This is a genomic window from Marinomonas profundi (assembly GCF_020694005.1).
GTDB lineage: Bacteria > Pseudomonadota > Gammaproteobacteria > Pseudomonadales > Marinomonadaceae > Marinomonas > Marinomonas profundi.
On the sequence record NZ_CP073013.1, the window covers coordinates 613,568 to 634,539 of the forward strand.

Genomic DNA, 20,972 nt, shown 5'->3' on the forward strand with positions numbered 1-20,972 from the left:
GACCATATCGATCTTTTGACAGAATACCAAAGCGCGCCTATGCTCAGTTAGTAGTGTTATTTTTCCACTCAACGTCCGTAAAACGTAGTTTTCAACCTCGTCATTTAATAACGCCACTCAAGAGGAAAAGTCGTATGTACACAACTAAAATTTCTGGACATCACATCGACATCACGCCCGCCATAACAGAACACATTAACGAAAAGCTTACCAAGGTATCTAAGCTGACCGACCAAATAACATCCGTTAACATCACCTTATTAAAAGACAGCAAGTGCCAAAAAGCCGAAGCAACATTGCATCTACCTGGCAAGGACCTATTTGCCGCAGCGTCTTCTGAAGACAGATTATTTTACGCCATAGACAATATGATCGATAAGCTGGCTCGACAAATAGACAAACATAAAACCAAGCAGGCCAGTACCCACCACAAGAGCATGGAAATTCATTAAGCCCCTCCCTTTATCGTTCGCCGTTAACCTCAAAAAACACCGATTTTCTCGGTGTTTTTTGAGGTTTTTTCTTCAATAACACAATCTCACTTGAAGTTTGGAACTTTCAACCGCATATTAAGTCTATTGATAGTATTAAACCTTAAAGGAGTTACTCCATGCGTTACAATGAAGCCCTCTCGTCGTCGACACACTCGTCACAAGCGGCCAACAAAACGCTCCGCAATACTTACGGACTGTTGTCGCTCACCTTATTGTTCAGCGCCTTCACTGCGGGCGTGAGCATGGCACTAAATCTACCTCATCCGGGTTTGATTATTACTTTAGTAGGCTTCTATGGCTTGCTGTTTTTAACGCATAAATGCCAAAACAGCGCACTTGGCCTGCTTTGCGTCTTCGCGTTAACGGGTTTTATGGGGATCACGCTAGGACCTATCCTAAGCATGTACCTTAGCCTACCCAACGGTGCCAGCTTAATTATGAGCGCACTCGGCATTACGGGGCTGTCGTTCCTTGGCTTATCTGCGTATGCCTTGGTATCAAAAAGAGACTTTAGTTTCTTAAACGGTTTCATCACAGTGGGCTTTTTTGTTTTGCTATTCGCTGTCATCGCTGGCTTTTTCGTACAAATGCCAGCGTTGCAAATTTTCATCTCCGCAGGCTTTGCGCTATTTTCTGCGGCCGTGATCTTGATGCAAACCAATCAAATTGTCCGTGGTGGTGAAACCAACTACATCATGGCGACAGTGACATTGTATGTGTCTCTATACAACATGTTCCTAAGCGTATTATCACTACTAGGTATGGCTCGCGACGAGTAATGCTAAGCAGTAATACGAAAAGGCCGCTGACTGCGGCCTTTTTTATGTGTAAAATTTGCCTCACCACTTACGAAGCTTGTTTTAAAAGGTCATTTTAATGCAATACACCCTGTTTATTACAGGTTCCCCATATCAAAGCAAAGCTTGCCACACGGCACTGCGCTTTATTCGAGCCGCCTTAAATACATACCCTAATAGCATCAAAGGGGTGTTTTTTTATGAAGATGCGGTGCTGATTGGCAACCAAACAGCGCAACCACCCAGAGACGAGATAAACCTGACGCACGCTTGGCAAGAGATCGCACAACAACACAATGTGCCCTTGTATTTGTGCATCGCCGCCGCGGTAAGACGAGGCATTATCAGCGAAAGTGAAAGTCGTCGTTATGAACTGGACCAACACACCCTAGCCGACCACTTTCAGCTTGAAGGTTTAGGCACACTGGTTGACCTAATGAACACCACCAACAACGTCATTCAGTTTAGGTAACGCCATGAAACACACCTTAATCCATCTAAACAGCAGCCCCTATTCTAGCTTGGCCTGCAAAGAGGGCCTTGACCTTGCTTTGGTTTTAGCCACCTTTGAGCAACCCGTCGATCTGTGCCTATCGGGAGCCGCTTTGGCGCTTTTAACCCTTAAGCAAAACCCCACAACCGAGCAAGGCAAGAATTTGCACAAGCTACTAGATGGCCTCGAATTTTACGACATTGAAAACGTCTTCATTCAAGCCAATCAACGGCTTGATCCCAATACCACGTGGCAAGGCATTCAACCGCTCAATGATGCAGAATGGCATGCCATGTTTTCCCACTACCCACAGGTTTTTCGGTTTTAATAATGCAACTTCACCAAATAAATCAACTCGACTACCCAGCAACACTGGAAACAACATGGCAAAATAGCCTACAAAGCGGCGACCAAATATTGCTGATTGAAGCCGGCATTTTGCGAATCATCCAACACGCCGATGCAATGCAAAAATTAATCGCAGAAAAAAACATTACACTCTATTATTTGCAAAGCGATGCAACGGCTTATGGCCTTTCACCCAATCTAGGAACAGCCTTATCAGATGAAAAATGGGTCGAATTAACCTTTGCCGCCAAAGCAAACATAAGTTGGTAAGCACAATGACAGACAAAAATTTAGCACTCGATGAAGAAGGTTACTTACTGAATTTACAAGACTGGACGCCCGAGCTTGCCAATCAACTAGCCCAAGAGCTTGAACTAGAATTAACAGACGCCCATTGGGAAATTATTACTTTATTGCGCGAATTTTACCAAGAATTTGAAGTGTCGCCCGCGATGCGCCCACTGGTCAAAGCCGTTAGCAAAAAGCTTGGGGCTGAAAAAGGTCGCAGTATTTATTTAATGACGCTTTTTCCCGGCAGCCCGCCTAAACTCGCGGCAAAAATTGCAGGCCTTCCCAAACCTGCGAATTGCCTTTAATTAACCCAATTGACCAATCGAATACCTGGCGCATTTTCAAATTGCTTTATATTATTGGTAACCACAATCAAACCCAGCGATCTAGCGTGACCCGCGATCATTTCATCATAAGGACCAATAGGACGACCTATTTTCTTCAACTCCGCTCTAAGCTGACCAGTATGAGTCGCTGCATCACTGCCATAAGGCAATACCTCTAAACGCGCAGCAAATCCCTCAATTTCTCGAAGATTTCGATCTACCGCAGCAGATGCCTCTGCACCGTAAATCAGCTCCATCAGTGTGATTATCGAAATACACATCTGACCATCATGGGCCTTGAATGCTTCGCGCACTTCCTTAGGCTTATTTTTGATAGTGTAAATAGCAATATTTGTATCAAGCATGTACTTCAACATTAAAAAGACTCTCGATCTTGATGAGCAGGCTCTTCCCGGCTAGACATAAAATCGGCTGACACACCTTCGCTATCGAACCAAGTATCCCACGACTCTCCGGCAGGCATAATAATGCGAGCTCGTCCTTGCACTACAATATCTACCTGCTTAACGGTATCAGGGTAAGCTACCAGCTTTGGAAGTCGCAGTGCCTGACTCTTGTTACTCTTAAAAATACTTGCTCGCTCCATTTTAACGCTCCTCTTTACGGTATATCCCTATAGTATATCCCTTCAATATTTTCCGTACCATTCTAATTTTTTATGCAAGGTCACCACTTCCCCAATGATCAATAATGCTGGGGATTTAGCGTCATTTGCTATCGATACCTCATACACATCTTGGATAGTGGAAGTGAACACTCGCTGTTCACTAGTGGTGCCTTTTTCCACAATCGCTACCGGCATAGATGGACTCATACCAAAGCGCATCAACGACTGAGTGATGTCTTTAAGGCCTGTTAAGCCCATATAAATGACCAAGGTCTGCGCTGGATGCACCAACTCCTCCCAAGGTAACTCTGTTGTGCCGTCTTTCAAATGACCTGTGAGGAATCGAACCGACTGAGCATAATCTCGATGGGTTAAAGGAATCCCCGCATAAGCCGCACAACCTGCTGCCGCAGTGACACCCGGAACCACTTCAAAAGGCACACCTTCTTCTATTAACTCCTCAAGCTCCTCTCCACCTCGCCCAAAGATAAAAGGATCGCCGCCTTTTAGGCGAACCACCATATGACCCTCTTTTGCCTTAGCGGCAAGCAGACTGTTAATCTCCTCTTGTGGAAGACTGTGCAGAGACTTAGCTTTTCCCACGTACATTTTTTCGGCTGACTCAGGAATGAGCGCAATAATGTCTTTGCCAACCAAGCGATCATACAAAACCACATCGGCCATTTTTAATAAACGATACGCTTTTAACGTCAACAACTCAGGATCACCTGGACCCGCACCAATCAAATAGACCTTGCCCGTCATAACTTTCTATTTCCACTTTTTAATTTGTACTTTTCAACTGGTGCTTAATGTAAAAAAAGCCTCTAGTGAGGCTTTTCATTTAAAAACACTAGCACTTGAAACGAATAGCGCTAGGCTTTTTTCAAAACCATTTTGCCGCCCATATAAGGTACCAATACATCAGGAACACGTACGCTGCCATCGGCATTCTGGTAGTTTTCCAATACCGCGACCAAAGTACGCCCCACGGCTAAACCTGAACCATTCAAAGTATGTGCCAACTCTGGACGACCGGTTTCAGGGTTGCGCCAGCGCGCTTGCATACGGCGAGCTTGGAAATCACACATGTTAGAACAAGAAGAAATCTCACGGTATTTGCCTTGCCCTGGCAACCACACTTCAATGTCATAGGTTTTGTGCGCAGAGAAACCCAGATCACCACCACACAAGATTACCGTGCGGTAAGGCAATTCTAGTTTTTTCAGAATCGCTTCCGCGTGACCCACCAACTCTTCCAGCACCTCTTCTGAGCGATCTGGACGGCAAACATGCACCAATTCGACTTTTTCAAATTGATGTTGACGAATCATACCACGCGTATCACGACCATAACTGCCCGCTTCACTGCGGAAACACGGCGTATGAGCAACAAACTTTTTATGCAAATCTGCATCATTAAGGATCTCATCACGCACCAAATTGGTGACCGGCACTTCTGCGGTGGGGATCAGATACAGATCATTGTTTCCGCTGTCTTTATCCACCGGCACTTTAAACAAATCGGCTTCAAACTTAGGCAGCTGCCCTGTACCTTTTAGGGAGTGAGCGTTTACCAAGTAAGGCACATAGACTTCAGTGTAACCATGCAAATCAGCATGCGTATTGATCATAAACTGCGTCAACGCACGGTGCAGGCGCGCCAAATCAGAATGCATCACCGCAAAGCGAGAGCCCGTAATCTTTACCGCCGCTTCGAAATCGAGCATTTCCAAGGCTTCGCCAAGGTCAACATGGTCTTTTGGTTCAAAATCAAATTGTTTAGGCTCACCCCAACGACGAATTTCAATGTTGTCGTCTTCAGATTTACCTTCCGGCACAGAAGCATGAGGAAGGTTTGGAATGCCCTCTAACAAGCTTTCCAACGCTTCTTGAACTTGCGTCAGTTGTGTTTTTGCCGCTTCAAGATCATCACCCAGCGTAGCGGTTTGGGCTTTTAATTGTGCCGCTTTGTCTTTATCGCCAGACTTCATCGCCTGACCAATTTCTTTGGATACCGAGTTGCGAGCTTGCTGCAGCTGTTCCGTTTCTACCTGAATGCTTTTACGGCGCTCTTCTAGGGAAGAAAAGGTCGCCACATCCAACTCGTAGCCTTTCTTTTTAAGTTGAGCCGCAATGGCTTCTGGGTCAGCGCGCAAAGCTTTAATGTCTAACATCTCGGCAACAATATCCTTTAAATAGTAGGGAAAAATACATTAGGCTGTTTTCAATAATAACCGCGATTAAAATACACGTGTTACCGCGATTCCAACCGCCAAACCAACAACACCTAAAATGCAACTCAATAATAAATAGCTTATGGCACTTAGCCAAGCCTGCATGTTAATAAGTGAGACAATTTCCAACGAAAAAGTCGAAAAAGTCGTAAACGCACCTAAAAAACCCACCATAACAAGCGGTCGATAAGGCTCAAGCGACGGCATACGCTCACTAACAATCACAAACGCAATGCCCATCAACACACAGCCCAAAACATTAACAAGCAGGGTCGCCAGCGGAAAATGGTGATGCCAAGTGGTGTTAATCCACCTTGTCATACCATAACGACTCAAGGCACCAAACGCTCCACCAAAAGCAATCATAAAATACATCATGTGTCTCTCACACCTCTTTTGTAATAAGGAACCAAGCAGTATAAAAAATCGACTAAGACTCATAACGCTGTTGCGGGCTTTGATCGTCTAAATCGGCTAACCAAGCCAACTTATCATTAATTTTTTTCTCTAAGCCGCGATCCGTCGGCTGATAAAAACGCCTATCAGCCAATTCTTCTGGCAGATAGTTCTCACCCGCCGCATAAGCGTGCTCTTCATTATGGGCATAGCGATATTCATCCCCATGTCCCATGCTTTTCGCCAACGAGGTCGGCGCATTACGCAAGTGAACCGGCACCTCATAACTGGGCTGTGCCGCAACATCAGACATCGCCTGATTAAAAGCTTTGTACACTGCGTTGCTCTTAGGCGCACACGCCATATACACCGCCGCTTGGGCAATCGCTCGATTACCCTCACCGGGCCCAACACGCTCAAACACATCCCATGCGTTTAAACCAATTTGCAAGGCACGCGGATCGGCATTACCAATGTCTTCTGAGGCAATAGCGAGCAAGCGGCGCGCAATATACAAAGGATCACAACCTCCGTCGAGCATGCGCGCCATCCAATACAAGGCACCATCAGGCGAAGAACCACGAACAGACTTATGAAACGCCGAAATTTGGTCGTAAAACACATCGCCTTTACGATCAAAACGCCGCACACTGCCGCCCAGCACATCTTCAAGTTGCGCCTGTGTCACCTGACTTCCAGGCTCCACCAGATCCGACAAAATTTCTAAAAAGTTGAGACCGCGACGAATATCCCCATCAGCGGCTTGCGCCAAAACAGACAAAAAATACTCGTCTATTTGAAGGCTATTTCCTTGAGAACCGTTGGCAATACCTTTTTCATCGCTCTGCAAGGCACGAACCAACGCCTGCTTAATGTCGTCGGCGGTTGGCGTTTTTAAGCGATAAACACGCGCTCTCGACAACAAAGCAGAATTCAATTCAAAGGCCGGATTTTCCGTAGTGGCACCAATAAACAAAAAGGTGCCATCTTCAATAAAAGGCAAAAACGCATCTTGCTGAGACTTATTGAAGCGATGCACTTCATCTACAAACAACACCGTCTGAGTGCCATTCATCATGCGCAATTGCTTGGCTTGATCAACCGCCGCACGAATCTCTTTTACCCCCGACATAACCGCCGATATCTCAATAAACTGCGCATCAAGCGCATGAGACAACAGCTTCGCAAAGGTGGTTTTACCCACGCCCGGCGGCCCCCACAGAATAAAAGAATGACAATGACCTGTTTCGACCATTCTGCGTAACGGCTTTCCCGGCCCCACCAAGTGCGATTGTCCGATATAATCATCCAAGCGGGTTGGTCGCATTCTGGCCGCCAGAGGCTGATACGCCTCTGTTGGTATGGCTGAAAAAAGATTGTCCGAGAAAAGGTCTTTCATTACTGACCTTCTACAATCACATCCACATTATCGGGCAAATCTAAAACAAAATTCTCTTTCGCCACGCCTTCATGTGTTTCAACATTTTTGAACTCAATCACCGTCGTCTGGCCTAGCGCGTCCAAAATACTCATGGCGCTAATCACTTTGTCACGGAATGATAAGGTCAAGGTTTGAAATAGGTCTTGGTCTTCTTTCGGCGCCAAACTGAATTTCTCTTTGCCTAACGCGGTTACCTCATAGTGCGGCAACACTTCTGCAGCAGGCTGCCCCAACAAGGCCGCTGGGGAATTCCCCACCGCACCAGACAAAGGCTTTTTGGTTGCTTGCTCTAAATCCACATCCCAGACGGTAATATATTTACCATCAGAAATAATCCGTTGCGCAAAGGGTGTCACACTGTCCCAAACAAACTGATTAGGCTTCGCCAGTAAGAAAATCCCTTCGCTGACTTGCAACTGCTTGCCTTTTTCATCGTAAGTCACTTGGCGAAATTCCCCTTCAATATTGCGGTTCATTTCCAACAAATTTTCAATGTTATTTATGGCGTCTTCAGCCTGTACGGTCACAGACTGAAACGCGAGAACAACCCCAAGCACCGTAATGGCGATCAATTTATTTAACAAAATATTTCTCCACAAAAAACAATATAAATCAGCCCATTGTAGGCTAAATAACGTCACACGCCTGATAACGGTCGTCCCTCCCTCATCAGGCCTACAAAATCATGCAACCACCAAAACGTAGGCCGGATGAATCGAGGTACGAAGATGTAATCCGGCGTTTAATGATGCCCTATGAAAACAAATCCGCACAAAACCACCGCCATCAACATCACACGGCACACGGCACACGACAAATCTCGTCTTGTCGGGCTAAAGCCACGACCTACAAAACCCTATGTAAATCAAACAATTGTAGGCTAAATAACGTCACACGCCTGATAACGATCGTCCCTCCCTCATCCGGCCTACAAAATCATGCAACCGCCACCAAAACCGCATAAACCAAAAACGTAGGCCGGATGAATCGGAAACCACCGCCATCAACGTCACACTGCACATTACGCTCCGCTCATGATGCCCTACAAAAAACTGATTCTGTTATTCAGGAATCAAAATATCGCGCTGTCCATTGGTGCCCATTGGGCCCACTAACCCCGCCGCTTCCATCGCTTCCACTAAGTTGGCCGCTCTGTTGTAGCCTATTTTAAGGCGACGCTGAATAGACGAGATAGACGCTTTACGCGTTTCAATGACAATTTTTACCGCTTCATCATACAGTGCATCTTTATCTTCATCGCCACCGTCCGTCATCAGGTCTTCAGGATTCATCACCACATCCTGAATGTAATCTGGCTCACCGCGCTGTTTCCATTCTTCCACCACGGCGTGCACTTCTTCATCGGACACAAACGCGCCATGCACACGAATAGGCGTCGGTAACCCAGCGGGCAGATACAACATATCCCCCATACCCAACAATTGATCGGCGCCACCTTGGTCGAGAATCGTCCGGGAATCGATTTTCGAAGACACCTGAAACGCCATACGCGTTGGAATATTGGCCTTGATTAAACCGGTAATAACGTCCACAGAAGGTCGCTGCGTCGCCAAAATCAAATGAATGCCAGCGGCGCGAGCTTTTTGCGCAATACGGGCAATCAGTTCTTCGACTTTTTTCCCCACTATCATCATCATGTCAGCGAATTCGTCAACAATGATAACGATATAAGGCAAAGGCTCTAAATGCGGCACGGTGCGCGCCACGCCCTCTTCTGAAAACATCGCCATTTCGGGCTGCCACAATGGATCTTGAATGGGTTTGCCTGCTTCGATTGCATCGCGTACTTTTTTGTTATAACCCGCAATGTTTCGCACGCCCAATTTAGACATCAGCTTGTAACGACGCTCCATCTCATCAACAGACCAACGCAAGCCATTGGCGGCGTCTTTCATGTCGGTAATCACTGGCGTCAACAGATGCGGAATGCCTTCATAGATCGATAATTCCAACATTTTGGGGTCAACCATGATCATCCGCACTTCGTCGGGTGTCGATTTTAACAACATGCTTAAAATCATCGCGTTCACCCCCACCGATTTACCCGAGCCCGTGGTACCGGCAACGAGCACGTGAGGCATTTTGGCCAAATCCACCACCACAGGCTCACCGGATATATCATGACCCAGCGACAACGTCAGCGGCGAAGAAGATCTATCATAAGCGTCGCAATTAATCACTTCGGCAAAATACACGGTATCGCGCACCTGATTGGGAATCTCTATCCCTATGGTGGATTTACCGGCAATCACTTCCACCACACGCACGCTCATCACGCTCAACGAGCGAGCAAGGTCTTTGGCTAAATTGGTAATTCGGGACACTTTTACACCGGGCGCCGGCTGAATTTCAAAACGGGTAATCACCGGCCCGGGATTCACTTCCACCACATCGGCTTTAACGCCAAAGTCTTGTAAGCGCTGCTCTAATAATTCTGACAAGGCCAACAATTCATCTTCCGAATAGCCGCCTTGCTTGGGTTTAGGGGTGGTTAATACTGAGCGGTCTGGCAAAGAATAGCTTTCTACTTTGCGATTGTTTTCCACTTCATCCGCATAAGGGCCACCCAGAGAATCGAGCTGTTTGGCTTCAGATAGAGTACGAAAGGCGGGTTTGTGCGCCGCCGGAATGCTTGCCAAATCGTCCTGTTGAAACAAGATCGCATCGGCTTGCTCTTTAGAGAGGCTAGTAGGCGCTACATTTTGCTCTTGTTGAACTGGCTTCGCCATGGCGGTCGGTTTAGTTTGAGTCGTTTTGTCTTCTACTCGGTCATCGCGCTTGGCTGACCAAGATTCCTCAATATAAAGCGTATCGCCAAAATCAACGTCTTTATCATCAAAGGATAAGCCATCGACAGACAAATCGTCCAAACCATCAAACGCGGGCTCTTCATGAACCATAGGTGAATCATCAGTGGACGCCTCGTTCTTCTTCATACGCTTTGAGCGGGAAAACAAGGCAGACAAACGGAACTTGGCTTTTTCGCCTTCTTCGTCACTCTCACCCTCATTCTCAGAAAGGGCATTTCCAGTATGAGCGTCTTCGAGTAAAGTTTTGTCCACTTTTGTCACTGGGGCGGTTGACGTCTCAGTCAGCGTATTTCGTCTTTTACGAACAATCGCTGGCTCTTGCACTTCATCGGCAAACAAGTCAGCTATGTCAGCCTGTTTATTGGCTTTTGCCGCGCGACGGTCGGCCCATTTTTGGCGCATAAACATTACCAACTTATAAGCGCTTTCGCCCAGACGATCCATCAGATTCAGCCAGTGTAACTGAGACAACAGCGTAAAGGACAAAATCACCAAGGCCAAGCTCACCAAGGTCGCGCCGTCATAGCCAATAAAGCCATACAACAATGCCCCCAAACCTTGGCCCAATATACCGCCTGTACCATACTGTAATGAAGGCTCGCCCACCGTGTGTAAAAAGCACAACACCGAACCAAAGGACAAATACAGTATACTGCCAATAGTGCAAAGCAAGGCGTTATTGAGAGGCAACAAGGAGTGCGGGTTACGCCAGATAATAATCGCCACCCAAAAAAACAACACAGGCAAAGAATAAAACAAAGAACCGAAAAAGCCAGACGTCAAATCGGCAATAATAGCGCCTATCGGCCCCATAGAATTTTGAACCGCGCCACCGCTACCAGAATAAAACCACCCTGCGTCGGCGGGGCTATAGCTATAAGTCGCTAAGGCGAAAAAGAATAAAATTAATAAAGCCGCAATAAATGCCGCTTGCTTGGCAAACAGTTCCCAAATTGGTGATCGTACCGACTCACTCATTTCTTCTGACAAAACACGCCTTCCTATTTTATGCTAATCAAACCACACCACGCTCCATCCAGCGGAGCCACAAGTTGGCTAAGCTTACCATAAAAAAAGCCAACCCAAAGGGCTGGCTTTCGCTTTAACTTGTAAAGGTGTTCTCATTTTCAGAGAATGCCTTTAGGGAAAATCTTAGAAGAAAGTTTTTACACCAACGATAGTACGTTCTTTAGCATCACCAACTAGATCACCATTGTAGTTTTTCACGTAGTAAGTCAAATCACCAGATACATATTCACCAATGAAGTAAGTGCCATCTTGCTCTTTTTCTAGCTCGTTAGAGTATTCTAGCGTTAGAGTCAAAGCATCAGTGGCCGCAAAAGCAAAAGAGGTTGTCATTTTCTCAACATCTGTTGTTGTACCTGAACCTTCTTCACCTACACCGTAGTTTAAAGACACAGTAAAAGGACCAGAAACTGTCTGCATACCTACGTTGATTGCATTAGCATCGCCTACAACACCACCAGAAATACCGGCTTTAATAACACCAAAATCTTTCACATAAGACGCAGCAAAACCAATATCAGAGTCTTCTGTAGTAGTTGATTGAGTAGCTTCTAGTGCAACAGTCAATTCTGGAGATACTTTATAACGAATACCTGTGTCATCTGTATCACTTGTTGAACTTAAGCCAACACCATCGAAAAGCTCATCCATACCGAAGAAAGAACCAGTTGCTACTGAACCATCAAAGCTACCGAAAGACACAGCACCTTGTTTCACATACAGTTTTTCCATAAGGATCTCTGTACTTTCACTACCGTTACTTCTTATTTCAAGCTCAGCGTAAACCACGCCCGTATCAACGTGAAGCTCAAGCTCACCTAGATCAGTACCATCAGCCGAATCGCTAGTATCATTAGTGTAGCTAACGTATTCAACACCAGCTTCACCTGTGATAACAGCTTCAGCAGCGAAAGTGGCAGTAGAAACAGCAGCCGCAACAGCAGATACTGCAAACACAGAAGCAAGTTTAATCGCTTTCATTCAAGATTCCCCTTTATATTATATTATGTGGCCTTGTAGACCTATTGACTGATTTTCGTCTAACCAAGAAACGTTGCAAAATCAACGACTCAAGTATCTTAAAACCGATCAGTTTCACTTTTATGACAACCGCCAAAAAAGCAAATCATCTTAGTTCCCAACACCGCATCCAATTTCATTTTCGAAATACCGTTTAGGACTGCATCGATTAAAACCAAGTTTTCCATTACTGGTCAAGCACTCCTTGCACTTTTTTTCTTTTTTTTTTCATTTTGCTCGCTTTTTTGAACAAAAAACACCCATTAAGGATGAAAAAGAACATTTTATTTAATTTATCCATGCACATTGCTAAGGATTGAGCACAACATTGTGTCAATAACTCGCAACACGAATGCTTTTTCGTCCTCATTGTGAATATCGGAAAGACTACCGATTTCTTTAATTTTTATAAACGCAAGCAGCAAAGTATTGTGTAAATTGTTTGTCTTTTTTCTGTCAGTTTTTCTCATTAGTAAGTTTTTAAAGAAAAAAGCCCTCATCAGCGTTAAAATAGCCAGCAAGAGTGCAGGCCAACAACACGATACCAAGCAGGAATAACAAGGAAATTACATCAATGCCCGACACCGCCCACGATTCGCAAGAACTGATTCTGCTTTCCGCATCGCCTTATGACACACCAGACCCACATAAAGCCCTGCAAGACCCTGAGGGATTGGCCGCCGTCGGTGGAGACCTTTCAACCACTCGATTAATTCACCTATACAGTAAAGGTTTTTTCCCTTGGTTTAGTGAGCTGGACCCCATTCTGTGGTGGCACCCAGAACAACGCTGCACACTCAAACCGTCCCATTTTCATGCTTCAAAATCGCTTAAAAAGGCCCTTAAAAAAACCACATGGCACTGCTCTGTCAACCAAGCATTTGAACGCGTCATTTATCATTGCTCCGCCTTGCGCGAGGACAAAGAAGGCACTTGGATTTCCTCGGACATCAAACGAGCCTACACCGCATTGCACAAACTTGGCTACGCACATTCGATTGAAGTTTGGCAAGATAATCAACTGGTTGGCGGCTTTTATGGCATCGCAATGGGCAACATGTTCTTCGGCGAATCTATGTTTTCGCTCGTTCCCAATGCTTCAAAAATAGCCCTACAACAATTTTGTGTTTTAGCTGAAAAATGCGATATAGAACTGATTGATTGCCAGGTCGAGTCCAAACACCTACTGTCGCTGGGTGCAGAATTAATGCCGCGAGCGCTATTTTCTGACACGCTATCTCGACTCATTCCCACGACAACGACCAATCCCACACTGCTTTCTATCGGGGAAAAAGCACAAAAGCAGCCGATTTAGCACAACAATAGACAAGATAAACCCACAACTAAATTTGCCTTACGCGATGTTTTTAGGCAAAATACGCTCGACTAAAATTCAGGCGTTGCTAGACGTAAGCATAATTTAGCATTTAACTGACAAAAGTAGCGCTTAATTTGCCGAAAGAGAAAATGCACTTCTCTTTATCTGCAGACCTCAGAGTCGGCGTTTACTAAATGCAAGCTAATACCATAGGACACATATTGTGGCAAAAGAAGAAGGCTTAGAAATGGAAGGCACTATCATTGATACGTTGCCTAATACCATGTTCCGTGTCGAATTAGAAAACGGACACGTCGTTATCGCACATATCTCTGGAAAAATGCGTAAAAACTATATTCGTATTTTGACTGGCGACAAGGTAAAAGTAGAGTTAACACCTTACGATCTTTCAAAAGGCCGTATCGTTTACCGCGCACGTTAATTTAAGTGGCTGATAAAACAGCTTAACTTAAAAAAATGACATAAAAAAACCGGACCCAGTCCGGTTTTTTTATGTCGCTAAACGACTTCTGTCGATCTACAAAACCCAATATAAATCAACCCATTGTAGGCTAAATAACGCCACACGCCTGATTACGGTCGTGCCTCCCTCATCAGGCCTACAAGACTTATCCAACCTTCGCTAAACGATTTCTGTCGATCTTGTAGGTCATGCTTTAGCGCGTCAAGGGTTTTGGTTTGGTGTTATCGGGCTTTTGTCGGGCTAAAGCCACGACCTACAAAACCCAATATAGATCAACCCATTGTAGGCTAAATGACGTAGGAGCAAGAATGTCACACTGACACCTTGCCCCTTGAGAAGAAGTGGTTTAATGAACCACTTCTTCTTTGATCACTTCAAATTTCAGTTCGTCGCTCTTCTCATTCAACGTCACTTTGACATGACCACCGTCGTGCAGATCGCCAAACAAGATCTGATCGGCCAGTGATTTCTTCAAATGCTCCTGAATGACTCGTGCCATCGGCCGCGCGCCCATTTGGCGGTCGTAGCCTTTGTTGGCTAACCAACCTCTGGCGGTGTCTGAGACTTCCAACAAGACGCCTTTCGGATCCAGCTGAGCCTGCAGTTCTACCAAGAACTTATCCACCACGTTAAAGATGATGCGTTCATCCAGTTGCTGGAACTGAATCACCGCATCTAGGCGGTTTCTAAACTCTGGGGTGAAAGTGCGATTAATCACTTCAATACCGTCAGTAGAGTTATCTTGGCTAGAGAAGCCAATAGAACGACGCGCTAGTTCTTCTGCTCCGGCGTTTGACGTCATCACTAGGATCACATTACGGAAATCTGCTTTGCGGCCATTGTTGTCTGTCAAAGTACCGTGGTCCATTACCTGCAAAAGCAGATTAAAAACTTCTGGATGGGCTTTTTCGATTTCATCCAGCAACACCACACTGTGTGGATTTTTCGTCACGGCTTCGGTCAATAAACCACCTTGATCAAACCCAACATAACCCGGCGGCGCACCGATCAAACGAGACACTGCATGACGCTCCATGTATTCCGACATATCAAAACGAATCAGCTCAAGCCCAAGCTGCTTAGCAAGCTGCTTGGTCACTTCGGTTTTACCCACGCCCGTTGGTCCCGCCATCAAGAAAGAACCAATCGGTTTTTGCTCTGCTTTAAGACCTGCACGAGACAATTTGATCGCCGAAGACAAAGAATCAATGGCTTTATCTTGCCCGAACACCACCATTTTCAAGTTACGCTCTAGGTTAGACAAAACCTGTCTGTCATCAGAGTTAACCGCTCTAACCGGGACTCTAGCAATTTTTGAAACGATATCTTCAATATCAGCAACGGTAATCACCGCCTTGCGTTTATCTTCTGGCTGCAGACGCTGATAAGCCCCCGCTTCATCCACCACATCAATCGCTTTGTCGGGCATATGACGATCTGTCACATAGCGCTGGGCAAGCTCTGCTGCAGCCAATAAAGCGGGCTCTTCGTATTTCACTTTATGATGCTCTTCGAACGCACCAATAATGCCTTTCAAAATTTGATAGGTGTCATCCACACTGGGTTCGTTCACATCAATTTTCTGAAAGCGACGGGCCAAGGCGTGGTCTTTTTCAAACACACCACGAAATTCTTGGAAGGTCGTTGAGCCAATGCAGCGCAAGCCGCCCGAACTCAATACAGGTTTAAGCAAGTTGGAGGCATCCATCACCCCACCCGATGCCGCACCTGCTCCAATGATGGTGTGAATTTCATCAATAAACAGAATAGCGTTAGGCAGTTTTTTCAAATCTCCCAACAGCTGTTTTAGACGCTTTTCAAAGTCGCCACGGTATTTTGTACCCGCTAATAAAGCCCCCAAATCCAACGAATACACCACGCCATCGGCAATCACATCGGGCACTTGGCCGTCTACAATGCGTTTGGCCAGACCTTCTGCAATCGCGGTTTTACCGACACCAGATTCACCAACGAGCAAGGGGTTGTTTTTACGACGTCGAGACAGCGTTTGGATGACGCGTTCTACTTCGTATTCACGACCAATGAGTTTGTCTATTTTGCCCGCTTTCGCTTCTTCGTTAAGGTTAGTGGCAAATTTTTGCAAGGGCGCCGCGCTGCTATCGTCGGCCTCTTCTTCATGATCTGCATCGTGTGAAGAGGAATCCCCCTGTTTGGCAATACCATGAGCCACATAATTAACCACATCAATGCGTGCCACGCCGTGACGCTTTAATAAATAAACCGTTTGGCTTTCTTGCTCACTAAAAATGGCCACCAACACATTGGCACCCGTTACTTCACGCTTACCAGACGATTGCACGTGAAAAACAGCACGTTGCAACACACGCTGAAAACCCAGCGTTGGCTGAACTTCGCGTTCATCATCATTTTCGGGAATAAGCGGTGTTGTGCTGTCAACAAATTCCTCAAGCTCACGGCTTAAGACGTCTAAATTCACACCACATGCTTCCAAGACGCTTGAAGCAGCGCCGTTATCAATAAGAGCGAGTAATAAATGCTCTACCGTCATGAATTCATGGCGCTTGTCGCGCGCCGCTTTAAAAGCCGCATTCAGGGTTTGTTCTAGTTCTTTATCTAACATTGCTATTCCCTCACTCTGAATCAATCGACCCTTTGTAGGTCGCACATTAAGGGGTGCTCATTTTGTTCCACGAACTGTTGTACCATTGCCACTTTGGTTTCAGCAATATCAAAAGGATAAACACCGCACACACCTTTCCCTTTCATATGTACTTCTAACATTACCTGATTTGCCTTCTCCCCATCCATATAAAAAAAGCGCTGTAACACAAATACGACAAAATCCATTGGCGTATAATCATCATTAAACAACACCACCTGGTACATGGATGGCGGCTTTAATTCGGTTTCTTCTGGCGCAATCGCGATACTGGTGTGACCGTGCTGCTCATCTTCTGATACTAGTCTAATTTGTTGATTTACAATCATCCCATGCCTCTGAGGCTACAATTTTTACGCAATTCACCAAGCCTTGGCTCATTACTGTTACGTTATACGATTCGTTTTGGATTAAAGATTACCACTTGAGTTTTACAAATCCCAAAAGGGCTTCTACGCTTTTATTGGGGCAACTAAATGTGCAATCAATGTTTATCGGTAAAATTTTAGCATTGATTCACCACAAACAAATTGCACCTATTTAGCAATCTACGCGATTCAACTTCTATTTTAAATGTACCTGAGGCAATTTTAACAATAGCCAAAGGATTGAGTGGATAAGGAGTAACTCATGCATCAAGGGTCAGTGAAGTGGTTTAACAATGCAAAAGGCTATGGTTTTATTGTTTCAGAGGAGTTTAATGAAGATTTGTTTATTCACTATTCTGCCATTAATGTCGAAGGCTACAAAACCCTCAAAGCAGGCCAGACAGTCACCTTCGATGTAGAGCCTGGAGAAAGAGGACTGCACGCCATAGAGATTAACCCCATTGCCACCCCCCAAAAGGATGCTCTCAAAAGCGACCAAGACACCCAAACAGCATAAGCTAAAACGTCATCGCTATCCTAAAACGAATTTGTTATCTTACTCCTTTTGATGAGGAGTAAGAGTTTCTTTTGGCTCTGCTGCTTCCTTTTTAACCTCACTCTAATCTGTTATAAAACCCATGCCTTCTAACTTAATAGTATTTAATAAACCGTTTCGCGTACTGAGCCAATTCTCTGCGGAAGGCGATAAAACCACGCTTGCCCACTACATTGACGCAGCCGATTTTTACCCTGCAGGGCGGTTAGACTTTGATTCTGAGGGACTCTTGCTGCTCACCAATCAAGGCGCGTTACAGCACATCATCGCTTCACCCGACTTTAAACTCCCCAAGACTTACTGGGTTCAGGTTGAAGGCGACATTTCAGACGCGGCGTTGGAAAAACTCAGACAAGGCGTTGAGTTAAAAGACGGCCTGACCAAACCCGCCCAAGCGGAGCGCATGACGAAACCAGACGTATGGGAAAGATCACCACCGGTGCGTTATCGGGAAGCCATTCCCACCAGCTGGCTATCGTTGCAAATCCGCGAAGGCAAAAATCGTCAAGTTCGTCGTATGACGGCCGCGGTTGGCTTTCCTACCCTTAGATTGATTCGCTATGCCATCGGCCCTTACACCCTAGACAATACACCTGTAGGACAATGGCACCACATAGAACCAACCGACCAATTACAACAAGAGGTTACCCAGTTTGAACAACAAAGAAAGAGCAAGACTGCCTCACCTCACCGTCGCCGCACTGGTCAAAAAAGACCACCATTTTCTGATGATAAAAGAGTGGCAGGACGGAATACTGGTGCTCAACCAACCAGCCGGCCACGTCGAAAATAATGAAAGCGTCATAGACGCCGTGATTCGAGAAACCAAAGAAGAAGCGGGCTGGATAGTAAACCCCATTGGCGTATTGGGTCTGTATGCTTTCACACCGTTTGACGGTGCCGACACTTACCATAGACTGTGTTTTTTATGCGAGGCCGTCAGTGAAACCCAAGAGCCACTTGATACGGACATAGTGTCTCGTCATTGGCTCAGCTATGAAGAAATAATGGCACTGCCTCATCGCAGCCCGTTAATTAAAACCTGCATTGAAGATTCATTTAATAACCCCATTATGCCTTTAAGCTTTTTATCCGATCAGTTTCTTCGGCCTACGCCGACACCAAGAAAGTGATACAATAACCAATATTACATTCATCTGAGGCCATGCCTCTTCGCTTTACTAAAATGACAGTCGAGAAACCACAGCACATGAAAGAAAGCCCTATTGCGAACACCGCAAACAGCTCAAAAAAAGTCATTGTCGGCATGTCCGGTGGTGTCGATTCCTCTGTCTCTGCGCTTATTTTAATGCAACAGGGTTATCAGGTTGAAGGTCTGTTCATGAAGAACTGGGACGAAGACGATGGCACTGAATATTGCACCGCCAAAGATGACCTAGCCGATGCGCAAGCCGTATCCGATAAGCTGGGCATTAAACTGCACACCGCTAACTTCGCGGCAGAATACTGGGACAATGTTTTTGAACATTTTCTTGCCGAATACAAAGCGGGCCGTACACCAAATCCTGACATTTTGTGCAATAAAGAAATCAAATTTAAAGCCTTTTTAGAATACGCTTTGGCACTCAACGCAGACTACATTGCCACAGGCCACTATGTCCGTCGTGGAGAAAAAGACGGTGAACCCTTGCTATTGAAAGGCTTAGATGGCAACAAAGACCAAAGCTATTTTCTCTACGCGGTCGGCAAAGACGAAATCGCCAAAACCCTCTTCCCTGTCGGTGAACTGGAAAAACCAGAAGTACGTCGCTTAGCCGAGGAGTTTGGCTTGGTCACGCACAACAAAAAAGACAGCACGGGAATTTGCTTCATCGGTGAGCGCCGCTTCAAAGACTTCTTAGAACAATATTTACCCGCCCAGCCTGGCGATATCGAAACCCTTGAAGGCGATAAAATTGGCCGTCACCATGGTTTGATGTATCACACTATTGGCCAACGCCAAGGCTTGGGCATTGGCGGCTTAGCCAATTATTCTGATGATGCATGGTATGTGGTGGAAAAAAACCTCGGGCGCAATGTATTAGTCGTTACCCAAGGTGGCCAGCATGAATCCTTGTTTAAAACACACTTGATTGCTGACAATTTCGATTGGGTAGCAAGAAAAAAACCAGCTTTCCCACTGACTTGCAAAGCCAAATGCCGTTACCGCCAACCAGACCAAGATTGCACCATCACAGAGCTTGCTGATGGCCGAGTCGAAGTCTCCTTTGTAGAACCACAACGCGCCATCACACCAGGACAATCTGTGGTGTTTTACCTAGGCGATATCTGCTTAGGCGGCGGCATCATCAATCTTGCTTTTAACCAATAATGTTAGCTTGCTTGTAACCTATCAATTAAGAGAGTGCAAAACGTGAGTAGTAGAGAAAAAGAGCAAACTATCGCCTTATCCGCGATATTCCAAGCGGCGGAACTGGTCTCCATCTTAGCCAAAACAGGGCAAGTGGATAACACCAAACTACAGCCCTTACTGGATAGCCTATTAATGGTTAACGCCACCTCTACAGAAGACATTTACGGCGGCCAATGGGATTACGCCAGCCACCTTGCATTAGGCAGAAAAATTTGCCGACAAGCCTTGGGCAAAGAGCGCAGCAGCGTCAACCCAGACACACTTAGATATGCCTTGAGCTTAATTCACCTGGAAAATAAGCTATCAAAAGCACCGGAGATGCTGTCGTCTATTGGTCAAAAAATCGCCCAGATAGAACAAAAGAAAGCCCATTACGACAGCGTCTTGCATGAAAACATGCTGGCCTCCATTTCAGGCATGTATCAAGACACCCTGAGCAAATTACCCTTTCGCATTCAAGTGCGTGGCGACAGCCGCTTTTTACAGCAACCACAAGTTGCCAACCAAGTGCGAGCCATCCTCATGGCCGGTATCCGCGCCGCCATGTTATGGCGACAACTCGGCGGCAAACGCTGGCATTTAATCTTTAAACGCAAAGCCTTATTAAACGCCCTAGAAGCGCGAAATTAACTCTCACACAAAACGACAACGTAACTATTCCCTCCCCTTATGTCTTCCAAGGGGAGGGCTAGGGTGGGGTTATCGTTTTGTGACGTCGCGCCTACAGAGATAACTGAAATCAATTCTGAGTATATCTAACAGCCAATATCTATAAATTGTTTTTTTGCGTTATGATACGGCACAATTTTTTAAAACCTATGAACCTGTTTTCTGTTCAGAAAAGTTAAATAGGGAATGGCGGCGAAAAGTCATCTTCGATTCAAATAGGCAACTAGCCTGAAA

24 protein-coding genes are annotated in these 20,972 nt (G+C 45.7%); 13 read left to right on the forward strand and 11 right to left on the reverse strand.

Annotation, left to right across the window (positions count from 1 at the left end; genetic code table 11):
* Window positions 1-134 precede the first annotated feature (134 nt).
* The 6 genes from hpf to J8N69_RS02825 all read left to right on the forward strand — a co-directional run bounded on the left by hpf (window position 135) and on the right by J8N69_RS02825 (window position 2,728).
* On the forward strand, window positions 135-452 hold the full coding sequence (gene hpf, locus J8N69_RS02800) for a ribosome hibernation-promoting factor, HPF/YfiA family (protein ID WP_168822880.1): 318 nt from the start codon (window positions 135-137) through the stop codon (window positions 450-452).
* Between the two features lie 158 nt (window positions 453-610).
* A complete protein-coding gene (locus J8N69_RS02805) occupies window positions 611-1,273 on the forward strand; it encodes a Bax inhibitor-1/YccA family protein (protein WP_168822878.1) in 663 nt (220 codons plus the stop codon).
* A 97-nt stretch (window positions 1,274-1,370) separates the two neighbouring features.
* Window positions 1,371-1,763, forward strand: coding sequence for a sulfurtransferase complex subunit TusD (tusD, locus tag J8N69_RS02810; RefSeq protein WP_168822876.1), 393 nt, complete (start codon window positions 1,371-1,373; stop codon window positions 1,761-1,763).
* Between the two features lie 4 nt (window positions 1,764-1,767).
* Window positions 1,768-2,112, forward strand: coding sequence for a DsrE family protein (locus J8N69_RS02815; RefSeq protein ID WP_168822874.1), 345 nt, complete (start codon window positions 1,768-1,770; stop codon window positions 2,110-2,112).
* Between the two features lie 2 nt (window positions 2,113-2,114).
* A complete protein-coding gene (locus J8N69_RS02820) occupies window positions 2,115-2,402 on the forward strand; it encodes a DsrH/TusB family sulfur metabolism protein (RefSeq protein ID WP_168822872.1) in 288 nt (95 codons plus the stop codon).
* A gap of 5 nt (window positions 2,403-2,407) precedes the next feature.
* Entirely contained in the window at window positions 2,408-2,728 is a 321-nt protein-coding gene (locus J8N69_RS02825; RefSeq protein ID WP_168822870.1) for a TusE/DsrC/DsvC family sulfur relay protein, read from the forward strand.
* On the opposite strand, the gene vapC is transcribed toward J8N69_RS02825, so the two are convergent.
* The 9 genes from vapC to J8N69_RS02870 form a co-directional block, all read right to left on the reverse strand.
* The gene (gene vapC / locus J8N69_RS02830; RefSeq protein WP_269751546.1) at window positions 2,725-3,114 is read right to left on the reverse strand and encodes a type II toxin-antitoxin system tRNA(fMet)-specific endonuclease VapC; all 390 of its coding nucleotides are present in this window, start codon (window positions 3,112-3,114) and stop codon (window positions 2,725-2,727) included. The genes J8N69_RS02825 and vapC overlap by 4 nt on opposite strands.
* Window positions 3,115-3,125: 11 nt before the next feature.
* Complete coding sequence (vapB, locus tag J8N69_RS02835; RefSeq protein ID WP_168822866.1) at window positions 3,126-3,356, reverse strand: type II toxin-antitoxin system VapB family antitoxin; 231 nt, start codon at window positions 3,354-3,356, stop codon at window positions 3,126-3,128.
* A 42-nt stretch (window positions 3,357-3,398) separates the two neighbouring features.
* Window positions 3,399-4,142: a uroporphyrinogen-III C-methyltransferase gene (gene cobA, locus J8N69_RS02840; protein ID WP_168822864.1), complete on the reverse strand. Its 744-nt coding sequence runs from the start codon at window positions 4,140-4,142 to the stop codon at window positions 3,399-3,401.
* 110 nt (window positions 4,143-4,252) lie between these two features.
* The gene (serS, locus tag J8N69_RS02845) at window positions 4,253-5,554 is read right to left on the reverse strand and encodes a serine--tRNA ligase (RefSeq protein WP_168822862.1); all 1,302 of its coding nucleotides are present in this window, start codon (window positions 5,552-5,554) and stop codon (window positions 4,253-4,255) included.
* 66 nt (window positions 5,555-5,620) lie between these two features.
* Window positions 5,621-5,992 (reverse strand): fluoride efflux transporter CrcB, encoded by a 372-nt coding sequence (gene crcB / locus J8N69_RS02850; protein ID WP_168822860.1) that lies wholly within the window; start codon window positions 5,990-5,992, stop codon window positions 5,621-5,623.
* Window positions 5,993-6,044: 52 nt separating this feature from the next.
* Window positions 6,045-7,409, reverse strand: a complete 1,365-nt coding sequence (locus J8N69_RS02855; RefSeq protein ID WP_168822858.1) for a replication-associated recombination protein A — start codon at window positions 7,407-7,409, stop codon at window positions 6,045-6,047.
* A complete protein-coding gene (lolA, locus tag J8N69_RS02860) occupies window positions 7,409-8,035 on the reverse strand; it encodes an outer membrane lipoprotein chaperone LolA (protein WP_168822856.1) in 627 nt (208 codons plus the stop codon). The genes J8N69_RS02855 and lolA overlap by 1 nt, the downstream gene beginning before the upstream one ends.
* A gap of 477 nt (window positions 8,036-8,512) precedes the next feature.
* Window positions 8,513-11,260: a DNA translocase FtsK gene (locus tag J8N69_RS02865; protein ID WP_168822969.1), complete on the reverse strand. Its 2,748-nt coding sequence runs from the start codon at window positions 11,258-11,260 to the stop codon at window positions 8,513-8,515.
* Between the two features lie 174 nt (window positions 11,261-11,434).
* Window positions 11,435-12,289 (reverse strand): hypothetical protein, encoded by an 855-nt coding sequence (locus J8N69_RS02870; protein ID WP_168822854.1) that lies wholly within the window; start codon window positions 12,287-12,289, stop codon window positions 11,435-11,437.
* A gap of 613 nt (window positions 12,290-12,902) precedes the next feature.
* On the opposite strand from J8N69_RS02870, the gene aat reads away from it, so the two are divergent.
* Window positions 12,903-13,643, forward strand: coding sequence for a leucyl/phenylalanyl-tRNA--protein transferase (gene aat, locus J8N69_RS02875; RefSeq protein ID WP_168822852.1), 741 nt, complete (start codon window positions 12,903-12,905; stop codon window positions 13,641-13,643).
* A 226-nt stretch (window positions 13,644-13,869) separates the two neighbouring features.
* On the forward strand, window positions 13,870-14,088 hold the full coding sequence (gene infA / locus J8N69_RS02880) for a translation initiation factor IF-1 (RefSeq protein WP_012070936.1): 219 nt from the start codon (window positions 13,870-13,872) through the stop codon (window positions 14,086-14,088).
* A gap of 388 nt (window positions 14,089-14,476) precedes the next feature.
* Here the strand turns inward: infA and clpA are convergent, their stop codons facing one another.
* Both clpA and clpS read right to left on the reverse strand, forming a co-directional pair.
* Window positions 14,477-16,732, reverse strand: coding sequence for an ATP-dependent Clp protease ATP-binding subunit ClpA (gene clpA / locus J8N69_RS02885; protein WP_168822850.1), 2,256 nt, complete (start codon window positions 16,730-16,732; stop codon window positions 14,477-14,479).
* A 20-nt stretch (window positions 16,733-16,752) separates the two neighbouring features.
* On the reverse strand, window positions 16,753-17,100 hold the full coding sequence (gene clpS / locus J8N69_RS02890; protein ID WP_168822848.1) for an ATP-dependent Clp protease adapter ClpS: 348 nt from the start codon (window positions 17,098-17,100) through the stop codon (window positions 16,753-16,755).
* Between the two features lie 301 nt (window positions 17,101-17,401).
* Here clpS and J8N69_RS02895 point away from each other — a divergent pair, with 301 nt between their 5' ends.
* The 5 genes from J8N69_RS02895 (at window position 17,402) to hflD (ending at window position 20,699) form a co-directional block, all read left to right on the forward strand.
* Entirely contained in the window at window positions 17,402-17,656 is a 255-nt protein-coding gene (locus J8N69_RS02895) for a cold shock domain-containing protein (protein WP_168822846.1), read from the forward strand.
* A gap of 121 nt (window positions 17,657-17,777) precedes the next feature.
* Entirely contained in the window at window positions 17,778-18,488 is a 711-nt protein-coding gene (locus tag J8N69_RS02900) for a pseudouridine synthase (protein ID WP_168822844.1), read from the forward strand.
* Window positions 18,424-18,828, forward strand: coding sequence for an NUDIX domain-containing protein (locus J8N69_RS02905; RefSeq protein WP_168822841.1), 405 nt, complete (start codon window positions 18,424-18,426; stop codon window positions 18,826-18,828). Before J8N69_RS02900 ends, J8N69_RS02905 begins: the two co-directional genes overlap by 65 nt.
* 77 nt (window positions 18,829-18,905) lie before the next feature.
* Window positions 18,906-20,027 (forward strand): tRNA 2-thiouridine(34) synthase MnmA, encoded by a 1,122-nt coding sequence (gene mnmA / locus J8N69_RS02910; RefSeq protein ID WP_168822839.1) that lies wholly within the window; start codon window positions 18,906-18,908, stop codon window positions 20,025-20,027.
* 42 nt (window positions 20,028-20,069) lie between these two features.
* The gene (gene hflD / locus J8N69_RS02915; protein WP_168822837.1) at window positions 20,070-20,699 is read left to right on the forward strand and encodes a high frequency lysogenization protein HflD; all 630 of its coding nucleotides are present in this window, start codon (window positions 20,070-20,072) and stop codon (window positions 20,697-20,699) included.
* The last annotated feature ends 273 nt before the right edge of the window (window positions 20,700-20,972 follow it).

What these genes read in the sequence shown, in the direction of transcription:
- tusD (WP_168822876.1), top strand. Translation starts at nt 1,371, where the DNA reads ATGCAATACACCCTGTTTATTACAGGTTCCCCATATCAAAGCAAAGCT.
- J8N69_RS02855 (WP_168822858.1), bottom strand. Translation starts at nt 7,409, where the DNA reads ATGAAAGACCTTTTCTCGGACAATCTTTTTTCAGCCATACCAACAGAG.
- serS (WP_168822862.1), bottom strand. Translation starts at nt 5,554, where the DNA reads ATGTTAGACATTAAAGCTTTGCGCGCTGACCCAGAAGCCATTGCGGCT.
- J8N69_RS02895 (WP_168822846.1), top strand. Translation starts at nt 17,402, where the DNA reads ATGCATCAAGGGTCAGTGAAGTGGTTTAACAATGCAAAAGGCTATGGT.
- J8N69_RS02905 (WP_168822841.1), top strand. Translation starts at nt 18,424, where the DNA reads ATGATAAAAGAGTGGCAGGACGGAATACTGGTGCTCAACCAACCAGCC.
- crcB (WP_168822860.1), bottom strand. Translation starts at nt 5,992, where the DNA reads ATGATGTATTTTATGATTGCTTTTGGTGGAGCGTTTGGTGCCTTGAGT.
- clpA (WP_168822850.1), bottom strand. Translation starts at nt 16,732, where the DNA reads ATGTTAGATAAAGAACTAGAACAAACCCTGAATGCGGCTTTTAAAGCG.
- J8N69_RS02900 (WP_168822844.1), top strand. Translation starts at nt 17,778, where the DNA reads ATGCCTTCTAACTTAATAGTATTTAATAAACCGTTTCGCGTACTGAGC.
- J8N69_RS02825 (WP_168822870.1), top strand. Translation starts at nt 2,408, where the DNA reads ATGACAGACAAAAATTTAGCACTCGATGAAGAAGGTTACTTACTGAAT.
- aat (WP_168822852.1), top strand. Translation starts at nt 12,903, where the DNA reads ATGCCCGACACCGCCCACGATTCGCAAGAACTGATTCTGCTTTCCGCA.
- vapB (WP_168822866.1), bottom strand. Translation starts at nt 3,356, where the DNA reads ATGGAGCGAGCAAGTATTTTTAAGAGTAACAAGAGTCAGGCACTGCGA.
- mnmA (WP_168822839.1), top strand. Translation starts at nt 18,906, where the DNA reads ATGAAAGAAAGCCCTATTGCGAACACCGCAAACAGCTCAAAAAAAGTC.
- J8N69_RS02820 (WP_168822872.1), top strand. Translation starts at nt 2,115, where the DNA reads ATGCAACTTCACCAAATAAATCAACTCGACTACCCAGCAACACTGGAA.
- hpf (WP_168822880.1), top strand. Translation starts at nt 135, where the DNA reads ATGTACACAACTAAAATTTCTGGACATCACATCGACATCACGCCCGCC.
- J8N69_RS02815 (WP_168822874.1), top strand. Translation starts at nt 1,768, where the DNA reads ATGAAACACACCTTAATCCATCTAAACAGCAGCCCCTATTCTAGCTTG.
- vapC (WP_269751546.1), bottom strand. Translation starts at nt 3,114, where the DNA reads ATGCTTGATACAAATATTGCTATTTACACTATCAAAAATAAGCCTAAG.
- clpS (WP_168822848.1), bottom strand. Translation starts at nt 17,100, where the DNA reads ATGATTGTAAATCAACAAATTAGACTAGTATCAGAAGATGAGCAGCAC.
- J8N69_RS02805 (WP_168822878.1), top strand. Translation starts at nt 611, where the DNA reads ATGCGTTACAATGAAGCCCTCTCGTCGTCGACACACTCGTCACAAGCG.
- J8N69_RS02870 (WP_168822854.1), bottom strand. Translation starts at nt 12,289, where the DNA reads ATGAAAGCGATTAAACTTGCTTCTGTGTTTGCAGTATCTGCTGTTGCG.
- cobA (WP_168822864.1), bottom strand. Translation starts at nt 4,142, where the DNA reads ATGACGGGCAAGGTCTATTTGATTGGTGCGGGTCCAGGTGATCCTGAG.
- J8N69_RS02865 (WP_168822969.1), bottom strand. Translation starts at nt 11,260, where the DNA reads ATGAGTGAGTCGGTACGATCACCAATTTGGGAACTGTTTGCCAAGCAA.